Source organism: Streptomonospora wellingtoniae (assembly GCF_031845375.1).
Lineage (GTDB): Bacteria > Actinomycetota > Actinomycetes > Streptosporangiales > Streptosporangiaceae > Streptomonospora > Streptomonospora wellingtoniae.
The window spans coordinates 1-14,285 of the sequence record NZ_JAVREK010000010.1; the positions used below are offsets into that span (position 1 = coordinate 1).

Here is a 14,285-nt window from a genome sequence, read left to right on the forward strand (position 1 = left end):
CGTTGGCCACCGCGTCGCAGGCCGTGATCCCGCCGAAGACGTTCACGAACACGCTCTTGACGCCCGGATCGCCCAGGATGATCTCCAAGCCGTCGGCCATGACCTCGGCCGAGGCTCCGCCGCCGATGTCGAGGAAGTTGGCCGGCTGGACCCCGCCGTGGGCCTCGCCGGCGTAGGAGACCACGTCCAGGGTGGACATGACCAGCCCGGCACCGTTGCCGATGATGCCGACCTGCCCGTCCAGCTTGACGTAGTTCAACCCCTTCTCCTTGGCCCGCGCCTCCAGTGAGTCGGCCGCGCCGCCGTCGTGGAAGGGGAAGCGCTCGGGGTGGCGGTCCAGGGCGTTGTCGTCCAGGGTGACCTTGCCGTCCAGCGCGAGGATGCGGTTGTCGGCGGTGCGCACCAGCGGATTCACCTCGACGAGCGTGGCGTCCTCCTCGCGCGCCACCTCCCACAGCCGCTGGAGCACGACCGCGGTGGGCGGGTGGACCTCCTGGGGAAGGCCGGCCTTCTCGCAGATGGCGAGGGCGGTCTCGCGGTCCAGGCCGGCCAGGGCGTCGACGGGAGTGCGCACGACGGCCTCGGGGCGCTTCTCGGCGACCTCCTCGATCTCGACGCCGCCCTCGGCGGAGCAGATCGACAGGAAGCCGCGGTTGGCCCGGTCCAGCAGGAAGGAGACGTAGTACTCCTCGGCGATGTCGCTGGCCTCCTCGATGAGGACCCGGTGCACCGTGTGCCCCTTGATGTCCATCCCGAGGATCTGCCCGGCCTTGGTCCTGGCGTCCTCGGGGTCGTCGGCGACCTTCACGCCGCCGGCCTTGCCGCGGCCGCCGACCTTGACCTGGGCCTTGACGACGACTCTGCCCCCCAGCCGGGCGGCGCTGAGCTCGGCCTGCTCGGGCGAGGTGGCTAGCTGGCGCTCGGCCAGGGGCACGTCGTGGTCGCCGAACAGCTGTTTGGCTTCGTACTCGTAGAGGTCCACCGAGCCTCCTCGGCATAGCTGTCTTCTGGGGCCCTCCCCATCTGTCTTACGCGAGATCGTATGCAGTATGCAATACCGCCATGAGAGACAGCCCGCTCCGTTTCGCCGATCACCCGGCGGCCGACCCGCATACGAGCCGACCCGGCCGGCCCTGCTGTGAATCCGCGAAAGATCTTCGCGCCCTCTTCTCAGAATCGCATCAGCGACGCATACTGTATACGATCCACCGTCGATGTGAGGTACGCCATGAAACACCCGCCCCCCGCCCCAGCCCCGCCGGGCCATCTGGCGTCGCCCTATGTCCCCGCTCCCCGCGCCGGCGAGATGCACGACTGGAGCGGGCGCCGCTACGTCGTCGGGCAGCCGGCCCGCGAACTGGCCGGCACCGGGCGCGCGGTTCAGGCGGCGCGGGCGGTCGCGGCGGTGGCCGCCATCGGCTCCCTGCAGTTCGGCTACGGCGCCGCCATCCCCCTGCTGGTGGCCGCGCACGGCTGGAGCCCGGCGGCCGCGCTGCTGCCGTTCGCCGTGTGGGCCCTGGTCCAGGGCGGCAGCGCGTGGCCGATCGCACGCCTGCGCGAGCGCGGCCTGCTGCCTCCCGCGCGTGCCATCGTGATCGGAGCGCTGCTGTGCGCCGCCGCGCTGGCGACGCTGGGCTTCGACGGCGGCCCGGCCTGGGCGCTGGCGGGCTACGGGCTGGCCGGCGGCCTCGGCGCCGGGCTCGTCTACCACTCCAGCGTGCACACGGTCGCGGCCTGGTACCCCGAGCGCCCGGCCGCCCCGGCCGCATGGGCAGGCGCCGGCTTCGCCCTGGGGGCCGCCCCGCTGGCCGCGGGCCTGGCCCTGGCCGACCCCGCGCACCTGGCCGCCGCGCCGTGGCTGGGGGCCGCGACGGCCGTCGTCGTGGCCGCCGCGGGCGCCGGCCTGCGCACGCCGCCGCAACACTGGTGGCCGCCCGAGACCGACCCGCGGGACTGGGCGCTGCGCCGCCGCGACGAACCCGTCGCCTGCTACGACCACTCCCCCGCCCAGGCCTGGCGCAGCGGCGCCCTACCCGGCCTGCACGCGGTGGTGGCGCTGGCCGGCGCCGCCGCTCTCCTGGACGTGGCGGTGCTGCCGATGCTGCTGGTCGAGCGCGGGCTGCCGCCGGCCGCCGTCGCCGCGGCGCTGGCGGTGCTGGTGGCCTCCAGCGGACTGGGCCGCGCGGCGGCCGGGCGCTGCGGCGAGCGCCTTGGTCGGCGGCGCGTCCTCGTAGTGGCCCTGGCCGCGGGCGGAGCGGCCCAGTTCGGGCTGGTCGCCGCCGCGCTGGCGGGCTCGCCCGCGGTGCTGGTGCTGATGGCCGTACCCGCGGGCGTCGGCGGGGGCTGCTGCTATCCCCTGACACGCACACTGGCCCGCGACTTCTTCGGCAGCCGCGACAGCGCCGACATCCCCGGGCTCGTCTACAGCGCCAAGGCGCTGGCCGGGCTGCTGGGCGTGGGCGGCGCCGCGTTCCTCGTCGCGCTGGCCCCGAATGCGGGGCCAGCCCTGTGCCTGGCGGCCGCCGGTCTGGCGGGCCTGGGTGCGGCCGCGGTCGCGGCCCGCCTGCGGCGCCCGGTACCCATTCGCACGCTTCCGCTCTAGACACCGAACGGGGGGTCGTGTAGCAATGGAAAACATACGGTATGCAGTATCCAATAAAGGAGATGTGTGCTCAGATGACTGACGACAAGGGTGGGGACACCACGATCTCCGGCGGCCACCTGGTCGCCAAGGCCCTCAAGGCCGAGGGGGTCGATGTGATCTTCACACTCTGCGGCGGCCATATCATCGACATCTACGACGGGTGCGCCGACGAGGGCATCGACGTCATCGATGTCCGCCACGAGCAGGTGGCCGCCCACGCCGCCGACGGCTACGCGCGGGTCACCGGCAAGCCCGGATGCGCAGTGGTCACCGCCGGCCCCGGCACCACCGACGCGGTCACCGGCATCGCCAACGCCTACCGCGCCGAGAGCCCCCTGCTGGTGATCGGCGGCCAGGGCGCCCTCAGCCAGCACAAGATGGGCTCGCTGCAGGACCTTCCGCACGTCGACATGATCGGTCCCATCTCCAAATTCGCCGCGACCGTGCCGCACACCGAGCGTGTCGCAGACCTGGTCTCGATGGCCTTCCGCGAGTCGCTGAACGGCGCGCCCGGCCCGTCCTTCCTGGAGATCCCGCGCGACATCCTGGACGCCTCGGTCCCGGTGGAGTCGGCCCGCGTACCCAAGGCCGGCCACTACCGCGCCTCCACCCGCCAGGGCGGCGACCCCGCCGCGATCGAGCGCCTCGCCGAGCTGCTGGTGCGCTCCGAGCGCCCCAGCATCCTGCTGGGCAACCAGGTGTGGACCACCAGGGCCACCGAGTCGGCCACCGACCTGGTCCGCACGCTCAACGTCCCCGCGTTCATGAACGGCGGCGGCCGCGGCACCCTGCCCCCCGGCGACCCCCACCACTTCCAGCTCTCGCGCCGCCATGCCTTCTCCAACTCCGACCTGATCATCATCGTCGGCACCCCCTTCGACTTCCGCATGGGCTACGGCAAGCGGCTCTCGACCGACGCCACCGTGGTGCAGATCGACCTGTCCTACGCGACGGTCGGCAAGAACCGCGACGTCGACCTGGGCATCGTCGGCGACGCCGACGTCGTCCTCTCCTCGGTGCTGCAGGCGACCTCGGCTTACGGCGACAACGGGGCGCAGGGCCGCAAGACCTGGATGGAGGAACTGCGCCAGGCTGAGAACAAGGCCCTGGAGAAGCGGGCGCCGCTGTTGACCTCCGACGCCTCGCCGATCCACCCCTACCGCCTGGTCAGCGAGATCAACGACTTCCTGACCGAGGACTCCATCTACATCGGCGACGGCGGCGACGTCGTCACCTTCTCCGGCCAGGTCGTCCAGCCCAAGGCGCCGGGGCACTGGCTGGACCCGGGTCCGCTGGGCACCCTGGGCGTCGGCATCCCCTTCGTGATGGCCACCAAGTACGCCCGCCCCGACAAGGAGGTCGTGGCGCTCTTCGGCGACGGCGCCTTCAGCCTCACCGGCTGGGACTTCGAGACGCTCGTGCGCTTCGACATGCCCTTCATCGGGATCATCGGCAACAACTCCTCGATGAACCAGATCCGCTACGGCCAGATCGCCAAGTACGGCGCCGACCGCGGCGAGATCGGCAACACGCTGGGCGATATCCGCTACTCGGAGTTCGCCACGATGCTGGGCGGCTACGGCGAGGAGGTCCGCGAGCCCGGCGAGATCGGGCCGGCGCTGCGCCGGGCCCGCGAGTCCGGGAAGCCCTCGCTCATCAACGTCTGGATCGACCCCGAGGTCTACGCGCCGGGGACCATGAACCAGACCATGTACAAGTAGGCGCTGGAGGATCCACATGAGCAAGGCACTTGACGGGGTCCGCGTCCTGGACATGACCCACGTGCAGTCGGGCCCCTCGGCGACCCAGATCCTCGGCTGGCTGGGCGCCGACGTGGTCAAGCTGGAGGCCCCCGCGGGTGACGTCACCCGCCGCCAGCTGCGCGACCTCCCCGACGTCGACAGCCTCTACTTCACGATGCTCAACGGCAGCAAGCGCAGCATCACGCTCAACACCAAGAGCGACGAGGGCAAGCGCATATTCCTCGACCTGGTCAAGCGCAGCGACGTGCTGGTGGAGAACTTCGCACCGGGAGCGCTGGACCGGATGGGCTTCACCTGGGAGGTGCTGCGCGAAGCCAACCCGGGGCTGATCTACGCCTCCATCAAGGGGTTCGGCCCGGGCGCCTACGCCGACTTCAAGGCCTACGAGGTCATCGCCCAGGCCATGGGCGGGTCGATGAGCACGACGGGCTTCGAGGACGGGCCGCCCACGGCCACGGGCGCGCAGATCGGCGACTCGGGCACCGGAATGCATACAGTCGCCGGTATCCTCGCCGCGCTGTACCAGCGCACGAGCACCGGCGAGGGGCAGCGCGTCGAGGTCGCCATGCAGGACTCGGTGCTCAACCTGTGCCGGGTCAAGCTGCGCGACCAGCAGCGCCTGACCCACGGCCGGCTCACCGAGTACCCCAACTCCGACTTCGGCGACGAGGTCCCGCGCTCGGGCAACGCCTCGGGCGGCGGGCAGCCCGGCTGGGCAGTGCGCACCGCCCCCGGCGGCCCCAACGACTACGTCTACGTGATCATCCAGCCGACCGGCTGGGAGCACATCACCCGCATCATCGGCAGGCCCGAGCTGGCCACCGACCCCGAGTGGGCCACGCCGGAGGCGCGGCTGGACAAGCTCGACAAGTGCTTCGGGCTGATCGAGGAATGGTCCTCCAACCTGCCCAAATGGGACGTGCTCGCGGCGCTCAACGAGCACAACATCCCCTGCGGGCCGATCCTGTCGACCCGGGAGATCATCGACGACCCCACGCTCAACGAGAACGGGATCGTCGCCACGGTCGAGCACCCCAAGCGGGGCACCTACAAAACGGTGGGCCTGCCCATGCGGCTGTCGGCCTCCCCCGCCGACATCGGCCGCTCCCCCCTGCTCGGCGAGCACAACACCCAGGTCTACCAGGACGAGCTGGGACTGACCCCCGAGGACCTCGAAGCCCTCAAATCGAACGGAGTGATCTGAGAAGATGGCAACGGAAACCGGTTACGACCGCGATGCCGTCCGCGCCGTGCTCGACCGGGCCCGCTCCGAGAGCCGCGCCGCGCTGACCGCGCCCGAGGGCAAGGCGCTGGCCGAGGCCTACGGCATCCCCATTCCCGGCGAGGCGCTGGCCACCAGCGCCGACGAAGCCGTGTCGCTGGCGGTGGAGCTCGGCCTGCCCGTGGTCGCCAAGATCGTCTCGCCCGACATCCTGCACAAGACCGACGCCGGCGGCGTCGAGGTCGGGCTCTCCTCGGCCGAGGAGGTCAAGGCCGCCTACCAGCGCATCGTCGACAACGCCCGGGCCTACAACCCGGGCGCCGACATCCAGGGCGTCCAGGTGCAGCAGATGGTGGGCGGGGGCCAAGAGGTCCTCATCGGCGCCACCACCGATCCCACGTTCGGCAAGGTCGTCGTGTTCGGCCTCGGCGGGATCCTGGTGGAGGTGCTCAAGGACGTCGCCTTCCGCCTGGCCCCCGTCTCGGCCGAGGAGGCCCGCGCGCAGATCGGCGACATCAAGGCCGCCGAGGTGCTCAAGGGCGTACGCGGCGGCGAGGCGGTGGACACCGAGCGCCTGGGCGACGTCATCACCCGGCTGTCGGACCTGGTCACCGACTTCCCCGAGATCTCCGAGGCCGACCTGAACCCGGTCTTCGCCTCGGCCTCGGGCAGCGTGGCCGCCGACCTGCGCTTCGTGCTGGACTTCGACCCGCCCGAGCCGCCCGCGCGGTTCACCCGCGAGGAGATCCTCGCCTCGATGAACCGCATCTTCAAGCCGCGGTCCATCGCGATCATCGGCGCGTCCAATGAGCCGGGCAAGATCGGCAACTCGGTCATCCGCAACGTCGTCGACGGGGGCTACGCCGGGCAGGTCTACCCGATCAACCCCAAGGCCGACGAGGTCTACGGGCGGGCGGCCTACCCCACCATGGCCGACGCCCCCGACGGCATCGACGTGGCGGTCTTCGCGATCCCCGCGAAGTTCGTCGCCTCGGCGCTGGAGGAGGCCGGCCGCAAGGGGGTCGCCGGCGCGATCCTCATCCCCTCCGGCTTCGCCGAGACCGGTGAGCAGGAGCTGCAGGACGAGGTGCTCGCGGTCGCCCGCCGGCACGGGGTGCGGCTGCTGGGTCCCAACATCTACGGCTACTACTACACGCCCGAGCACCTCTCGGCGACGTTCTGCACGCCCTACGACGTCGCCGGCGGCACCGCGCTGACCTCCCAGTCCGGCGGCATCGGCATGGCGATCCTGGGCTACAGCCGCAGCACCAGCACCGGCGTCTCGGCGATCGTGGGCGTGGGCAACAAGGCCGACATCGACGAGGACGACCTGCTGACGTTCTTCGGCCAGGACGACAACACCAACGCCATTGCGATGCACCTGGAGGACCTCAAAGACGGCCGCGCGTTCGTGCAGGCCGCCCGCGAGGTGGTGCCCAAGAAGCCGGTGGTCGTGCTCAAGGCGGGCCGGACCTCGGCGGGTGCGCGGGCCGCGGGCTCGCATACCGGGGCGCTCGCGGGCGACGACAAGGTCTACGACGACATCCTGCGCCAGGCCGGCGTCGTGCGCGCCCCCGGGCTCAACGAGCTGCTGGAGTACGGCCGCGCGCTGCCGGTGCTGCCGACGCCCGGCGGCGAGAACGTCGTCATCATCACCGGCGCCGGCGGTTCAGGGGTGCTGCTCTCCGACGCGGTGGTCGACAACGGCCTGTCGCTGATGGAGATCCCGCCCGACCTCGACGAGTCGTTCCGGGCCTTCATCCCGCCGTTCGGCGCGGCGGGCAACCCGGTCGACATCACCGGCGGGGAGCCGCCGTCCACCTATGAGAAGACCATCCGCCTGGGCCTGGAGGACCCGCGGGTGCACGCGCTGATCCTGGGCTACTGGCACACCATCGTCACTCCCCCGATGGTCTTCGCCGAGCTGGTCGCCGACGTGGTGGGCCAGGCCCGCGCCGCGGGGATCGACAAGCCCGTGGTGGCCTCGCTCTCGGGCGACACCGAGGTCGAGGCAGCCAGCGCCCACCTGTTCGCACACGGTGTGGTGGCCTACCCCTACACCACCGAAAAGCCCGTTCAGGTCCTCGGCGCGAAGTATCGCTGGGCACGCGCGGCCGGGCTACTCTGATCACTTGATCTTCGATTTGTAACGCGCATCACACCCGGTGGCCGCTGAGCCGCCACGAGGCGGCCACCGGGTACCCCGCAGCGGCGGCCTCCGCCAGGCCCGCCGCCGCAGGAGCCGCAGATCACCCCGCCAGCCACGACTAGGAGGTTCGGGAGAAGCAGGGGGCTACCGAGGGGGCAGCCAGCCCGCATCAGCGATCCAGCGAGGGAGAGCTCCACGCATGGACTCCTCAGACATCAACTCCGACCGGCCGCTGGGCCGTGATGACCTCACCGGCACCGATACGCCCGATTCACAGGTGCCTGCGCAACGAGGCCCCGCTCCGACCGAGGCAGGCGGCTCCGGCAACGGAGCCGGCGGCTCCGGCGACGCGGCCACCGCCGAGGCCCACGAGCCCCCGCAAGAAGAGCGCTACTGGAAAGCGGGTCGGCTGGAGCCGATGCCGATCCGCACCCTGCCCAAAGCTCCGCCCTCCATCCACCTGCTGGGTCCGACGGTCTTCCTCGTCGCCTTGGGCGTGGGGATGGGCGAGTCCTACATGTGGCCGCGGCTGGTCCTGATCTTCGGACCGGAGATCCGCTGGCTGTTCCTCATCGGCGTCAGCCTGCAGGCCGTGGTCATGCTGGAGATGTCGCGCTATGCGATGGCCACCGGCGAGAGCATCTTCTTCGGTGCCGCGCGGGTGTTCAAACCGCTGATGTGGTTCTTCTTCGTCACCGCGATGCTCGTCTACATATGGCCGGGCCACCTCTCAGCGGGCGCATCGGCCTTCGAACGGGTGAGCGGCATCCCCTGGCAGGCCACGGCGGTCACCGGCATGCTGCTGGTGGGCGTCGTGTTCACCTTGGCCAAGGTGATCTACAACCTCCTGGAGAACGTGCTCTCCATCCTCATCGGCGTACTCGTCGTGGGCACCTCGGTCGTCGCCGCCCTGGTGGGAAACCTGGCCGACCTCTCCAGCACCATCACCGGCATGTTCGCCTTCGGCTACATGCCCGAAGAGGCGATGAGCCCGGCCTGGTTCCCCGTCATCGTCGGCTCGATCGCCTTCGCCGGCCCGTCGGGCATGCAGCAGATGTGGTACACCCTGCACCTGCGCGACAAGGGCGCCGGCATGGGTACCCACATCCCCCGCATCCGCGGCCTGCGCCACGCCGACGAGCAGGAGACCATGCCCACCCGGGGCTTCATGTTCGACACCGACAACTCCGATGAGATGGCCAAGTGGAAGGGCTGGCGCCGCTGGGTGACCTTCGACGCGTTCGTCCTCTTCTGGGGCATCACGATGCTGGTGACGATCTCCTTCACCGTGCTGGCCCAGGCCTCGGCGCGCTTCGACCCCAACGTGGCCGATGTCATCCGCGGCGGTGACCGCGACGCGGCACTCGACGCCATGGCGGCCTCCTTCACCGCTGCCGGAAGCCCGATCTTCGGCACCGTCTTCTTCCTGTTCATCTCTCTGATCGGCCTCAACGCCACGCTCGGCCTGTTCGACTCGTTCTCCCGCGGCCAGGCCGACATGACCTACTATTTCATCCCCGGCGCCAAGCGCTTCAGCATGTCCAAGCTCTACGCCTTCTTCCTGTGGGGCGTCATCGGCTTCGGCATCGCCATCCTGCTGTTCGGGCCCGCCGACGGCCCCGCCGGAATCCTGGACACACTGGCGTTCCTGTCCACCTTCGCCATGGGCGCCTACTGTGTGACGCTGCTGCTGGTCAACAACCTGATGCTGCCCAAACCGGTGCGTCCCGGGATCCTGTCCAACCTGATCATCGCCTTCGCCGCGGTGTTCTACCTCGGCATGCTGTTCTACTCGCTGTTCGCGTACGGGGTGGTGGTGAGCTGATGAGCACCCACGTCACCGCCGCGCGGCACATGCCGGTAGCGCTCCAGTACGCCGAGGTGGCCGTTCCGGGAGCGGGCGTCGGGCTGGTCGCCGGCGTCTTCGCCGCCGGGGTGGCGGCGATGGCCGGCCTTCCCGCCGTGCAGATCGCGACCATCGCCGCGGGGCTGGGAGTCCCGCTGGCCCTGCTGGGGGCGGGGTACTGCGTCCTGCTCGCCCTGGGGAAGTTCGGGGTCGGCGCGCTCGGCCCGGTGGCCTTCTACTGGCTGATCGGCTTTCCCTTGGCGCGGCTGGTCGACCAGTACGCGGTCGCCGCCGTGCTCGGCCACGACCAGGCCCTGCGCGAGCCGCTGCTGTCGTTCCTGGCCTTCCAGGCGATGCTCAGCATGGGCTTCGCCATCGGGTTCCTGTGGCTGCACGAGCGGATCGCCCCGCACCTGCTGGTCCGCATCAAGGACCACAACAGCGTCGCCGCGGGCCTCGTCGAGCGCTACGTCTCGCAGGCGACCGAGCTGGAGGAGCGGCGCGCAACCGCCAAGGAGGAGCGCGCCGCCAAGCGGGCCCGCCGACGCGCCTCCTCCTGAGATGTAGTAGACCGGTCTCGGGCGCCTCCGGCGCCCGGGACCGGCCCGGACGCGCCACCGAATCTTCTGGAGTACTGGCTTGGATATCGCACCTTGGGTTTGGGGAGCGACGATCGCCGTCCTGCTCGGCGTCATCGCGCTCGACTTCCTCATCATCACGCGCAGACCCCACGAACCGTCGATGCGCGAGGCGGCCATCTGGGTCTCCATCTACGTTTCGCTGGCGATCGCCTTCGGCATCGGCCTCTCCTTCTTCACCGAGGGACAGGCCGTGGACTTCTTCACCGGCTGGATCGTCGAGTACTCGATGAGCATGGACAACCTGTTCGTGTTCATCCTCATCCTCGGTTCCTTCGCCGTTCCGCGCGAGCACCGCCAGCGGGTCCTGCTGGTGGGCATCGCCCTCGCACTGCTCTTCCGCGGCCTGTTCATCGCCGCGGGCGCCGCCGCCGTCAACACGTTCGCGGGCGTCTTCTACCTCTTCGGCGCCTTCCTGCTCTACACCGCCTGGAAGCTGGTCTCCGGCGGCGGTGAGGATGACGAGTACGAGGAGAACGCCGCGCTGCGGATGGTGCGGCGGGTGCTGCCCACCTCAGAAACCTACGACGGGCACAAGCTGACCACGCGCGTCGACGGCAAGCGCCTGGTCACCCCCATGCTGATGGTGATGCTCGCCGTCGGCATGACCGACATCCTCTTCGCGCTGGATTCCATCCCCGCCATCTTCGGCATCACCCAGGAGCCCTACCTGGTATTCACCGCGAACGCCTTCGCGCTGATGGGCCTGCGCCAGCTCTACTTCCTCATCGGCGGGCTGCTGGACAAGCTGGTCTACCTCAGCTACGGCCTGTCGGTGATCCTCGGCTTCATCGGAGTCAAGCTGATCCTGCACGCGATCCACGAGACGACCGACCTGCACGTACCCGAGATCCCCACGGTGCTGTCGCTGGTGGTGATCGTGGTGACGCTGGCCCTGACCACGGTGCTCAGCCTGCTGAAGTCGCGCCGCGACGCCCGAGCCGGTGCAGGCCCGGCCGCGAAGACGGGGTCCGAGCGCGGCTCCTCCAGCGGCCCCAGCGACGATGACGACGACCTGGACGAGCGGGTTTCGCTCTGAGGCCTGCGGGGCGTTTCCCCTGCAGCCCGCCATCGCCCACCGTGCGAGAACGGAGAGGGCCCCCGCGGGCGGCGCGAGCCGCTGCGGGGGCCTTGTCCGGGTCCAACCTCCCCGGCGAGTCCGGCCGCTGGATCCCTGCGGCTAGTCGCCCCGGCCGCGATTGAAGGCGTTGAACGCGAGGTCGCGGCAGACCCGGGAGAAGTCCAGATCGGCGGCCTCGACCGCCAGCGGGAAGGTGGAGGTCTCGGTCAGCCCGGGGGCGACGTTGACCTCCAGGAACCGCACGCGCCCCGCGCCGTCGACGATGAGGTCGGTGCGCGAGTAGTCGCGCAGGCCCAGGACGCGGTGGGCGGTCAGCGCGGCCTCGGCCGCCGCGCGGGCGGTCTCCGCGGACAGCCGGGCAGGGCTGAAGAACTCGGTGCGGCCCGGGGTGTAGCGCGCGGCGTAGTCGTAGACCCCGCCGTCGGGCACGATCTCGACCGGCGGCAGGTCGAAGGCGCCCTCGCCCAGGTCGAGAACGCCCACGGCGATCTCGGTGCCCTCGATGCGCTCCTCGATCACCGCGCGGTCGCCGTAGGCGAAGCAGCTGACCATCGCGGCCGACAGCGCCTCGACGGAGTCGACGGGCGTCGCTCCGAAAGCGGAGCCGCCTTGGTCGGGCTTGACGAACAGCGGCAGGCCCAGTCGGGCCACCACACGCTCCAGCAGGGCCGGCGCACCCAGGTCGTGGAAGGCCGACTTGGGCAGACTCACCCCGCGCGGAACCGCAACGCCGTGCTGGGCCACCAGCGCCTTCGCGGTCGGCTTGGCGAAGGCGATCCTGCAGGACGAGGGCGGCGCGCCCACGTAGGGCACCCCACTGAGCTCAAGTACCTCGGCGGTGGCCCCGTCTTCGCCGGAGGCGCCGTGCAGCACCGGGAAGACCGCCTGGGGCGGGTCGGTACGCAGCCGGTCGAGCAGCGCGGCGTCGATGTCGGCGGTCTGCACCTCCACGCCCAGGCGGCGCAGCGACTCTGCGACGCGCCGGCCCGAGCGCACGCTGACCTCGTGCTCGGGAGACATGCCGCCCGCGAGTACGAGCACCCGGTCGAGATCGGCCACGATCCTGCCTTCCTGCTGTGCTGCTGTGGGGGTCACCGGATCCGTCCCGGATCGGCGTCAGGGGAGGTCGGGGAACGGGGAGCCGTCGCCCGCGGCCGCGGGCGGCGACATGCCGCCGAACGTATCACGCAGTTCGGTCTCGCCCTCGATGACGCCGACCAGCCGCCGCACGCCCTCGCGGATCTGGTCGCACGTGGGATAGCAGAAGGACAGCCGCATGCTGCGGCGGCCCTCGTCGGAGGCGTAGAAGCCGGTGCCGGGCACGTAGGCCACGCGCTCGTTGACGGCGCGCGGCATCATCGCCTTGGCGTCCAGCCCTTCGGGCAGGGTCAGCCACACGAAGAACCCGCCGTCGGGGCGGGTCCACTCGGTTCCTGCGGGCATGAGGGCATCCAGCGCACCGAGCATGGCGTCGCGCCGCTGCCGGTACATCTCGTTGAAGTCCTTGATCTGCTCGCGCCAGGCGTGGGTGGTGAGGTAGCGGCGCACCACCATCTGGTTGAACGTGGAGTGGCTGAGCATCGCCGACTCCGCTGCGAGCACGAGCTTGGCGCGCACGGCCGAGGGCGCGAGCGCCCAGCCGATGCGGAAGCCCGGCGAGAGCGTCTTGGAGAACGAGCCGAGGTAGATGACGTTGTCGGGCGCCTTCGACCGCAGCGGCGCCACCGGCTCGCCGTCGTAGCGCAGCAGGCCGTAGGGATTGTCCTCCAGCACCAGCAGGCCGTGGCGCCGGCAGATCTCCAGCACCCGGTCGCGGCGCTCGGCCGAGAGGGTGACGCCGGCGGGGTTGTGGAAGTTGGGGATCGTGTAGAAGAACTTGACCCGCCGGCCCTCGGCTGCCATACGGGTCAGCGCCTCGTCGAGCGCCTCGGGGACGACGCCGTCGCCGTCCATCCCGACGTGGCGCACGTCGGCCTGGAACGCCGCGAAGGTGTTGATGGCGGTGACGTAGGTGGGCGCCTCGCACAGCACCACGTCGCCGGGGTCGACGAAGACGCGCGTGACCAGGTCCAGCGCCTGCTGGGACCCGACGGTGACGATCACGTCGTCGGCCGCGGCGTCGATCTCCTCCTCGGCCATGACCTCGCAGATGTGCTCGCGCAGTACGGGGTCGCCCTGGGCGGAGCCGTACTGCAGCGCGGTGGCGCCCTGCTCGGCGACGACCTCGTGCACGATGCGGCCGATGTCGTCCAGCGGCAGCGCGCTGACGTTGGGCATCCCGCCCGCCAGCGAGACGACCTCGGGGCGCGAGGCCACGGCGAACAGTGCGCGGACCTCCGATGCCACCATGCCCTTGGTCCGAGCCGCGTAGCTGCCGACGTAGGGGTCGATGCGCGAGCCCTGGACCGAGGGCTGCCGGTGGGACTCTCGGGGATCCTGCACGATCCACCTCCGCTGCGGGGACGATGGTGCTGCCTATGGCCTGTAGGACGCCCGGACGGCGCCGCCGGTTCGCCCGAAGCCCGAGCCGGAGGCACAGCCACCCGCCGCGGTGTCCGAGGACGGCCGGTCCCGGCCCAGTCTATGCAGGCCCGCCGCCGCTCCCGCGGACCCCTCCCGAGGCCGCGGGCAGCGGCACGCGCCACTGGAGAGAAGGTTCCCACTGCTGCCGGGCCATCCGACCGCGCTTTGCCGATTCCAGACGGGATCCTTGGCCCGGGCTTCCCCGGCGCTGAGGATCCGGACATGCGGCGGCGGCCCCGACGGGTTCCCCCACCCGTCGCGGGCCGCCGCCTCTGGAAGGTCCGCCCTGCGTGATCGAACCCGGTACCCCCCTCAAGGCACGGGCACGGGCGGACTCGGTCGCCGAATCCTTCGGGGCGCTCGGCCCGTCGGGTATGCGCGAGGTCGCGCGGCCTTCCTTGCCGTCGCACTACGAACTC

Annotated in this window: 10 protein-coding genes; 7 read left to right on the top strand and 3 right to left on the bottom strand. The window is 70.8% G+C overall.

What is annotated here, in order from left to right; all coding sequences use genetic code 11:
- Window positions 1–928 (bottom strand): ADP-forming succinate--CoA ligase subunit beta (sucC, locus tag RM446_RS11090; RefSeq protein ID WP_398695003.1); only part of this gene is annotated, 928 nt, incomplete at its 3' end.
- A 300-nt stretch (window positions 929–1,228) separates the two neighbouring features.
- On the opposite strand from sucC, the gene RM446_RS11095 reads away from it, so the two are divergent.
- The 7 genes from RM446_RS11095 (at window position 1,229) to RM446_RS11125 (ending at window position 11,301) form a co-directional block, all read left to right on the top strand.
- Window positions 1,229–2,602 carry an MFS transporter gene (locus RM446_RS11095; protein WP_311545147.1) on the top strand — a complete coding sequence of 458 codons (1,374 nt, stop codon included), beginning with the start codon at window positions 1,229–1,231 and terminating at the stop codon, window positions 2,600–2,602.
- Window positions 2,603–2,676: 74 nt separating this feature from the next.
- On the top strand, window positions 2,677–4,365 hold the full coding sequence (locus RM446_RS11100; protein ID WP_311545148.1) for a thiamine pyrophosphate-binding protein: 1,689 nt from the start codon (window positions 2,677–2,679) through the stop codon (window positions 4,363–4,365).
- A gap of 16 nt (window positions 4,366–4,381) precedes the next feature.
- Window positions 4,382–5,611, top strand: a complete 1,230-nt coding sequence (gene frc, locus RM446_RS11105) for a formyl-CoA transferase (RefSeq protein WP_311545149.1) — start codon at window positions 4,382–4,384, stop codon at window positions 5,609–5,611.
- Window positions 5,612–5,615: 4 nt separating this feature from the next.
- Window positions 5,616–7,757 (top strand): acetate--CoA ligase family protein, encoded by a 2,142-nt coding sequence (locus RM446_RS11110; RefSeq protein ID WP_311545150.1) that lies wholly within the window; start codon window positions 5,616–5,618, stop codon window positions 7,755–7,757.
- Between the two features lie 220 nt (window positions 7,758–7,977).
- Window positions 7,978–9,603: an Nramp family divalent metal transporter gene (locus tag RM446_RS11115; protein WP_311545151.1), complete on the top strand. Its 1,626-nt coding sequence runs from the start codon at window positions 7,978–7,980 to the stop codon at window positions 9,601–9,603.
- Window positions 9,603–10,184 (top strand): hypothetical protein, encoded by a 582-nt coding sequence (locus RM446_RS11120; RefSeq protein ID WP_311545152.1) that lies wholly within the window; start codon window positions 9,603–9,605, stop codon window positions 10,182–10,184. The genes RM446_RS11115 and RM446_RS11120 overlap by 1 nt, the downstream gene beginning before the upstream one ends.
- A 79-nt stretch (window positions 10,185–10,263) precedes the next feature.
- Entirely contained in the window at window positions 10,264–11,301 is a 1,038-nt protein-coding gene (locus RM446_RS11125; RefSeq protein WP_311545153.1) for a TerC family protein, read from the top strand.
- Between the two features lie 141 nt (window positions 11,302–11,442).
- Here RM446_RS11125 and RM446_RS11130 read toward each other — a convergent pair whose 3' ends face one another.
- Window positions 11,443–12,402, bottom strand: coding sequence for a D-alanine--D-alanine ligase family protein (locus RM446_RS11130; RefSeq protein ID WP_311545296.1), 960 nt, complete (start codon window positions 12,400–12,402; stop codon window positions 11,443–11,445).
- Window positions 12,403–12,459: 57 nt separating this feature from the next.
- Window positions 12,460–13,692, bottom strand: a complete 1,233-nt coding sequence (locus RM446_RS11135) for an aminotransferase-like domain-containing protein (RefSeq protein ID WP_311545297.1) — start codon at window positions 13,690–13,692, stop codon at window positions 12,460–12,462.
- Between the last annotated feature and the right edge of the window lie 593 nt (window positions 13,693–14,285).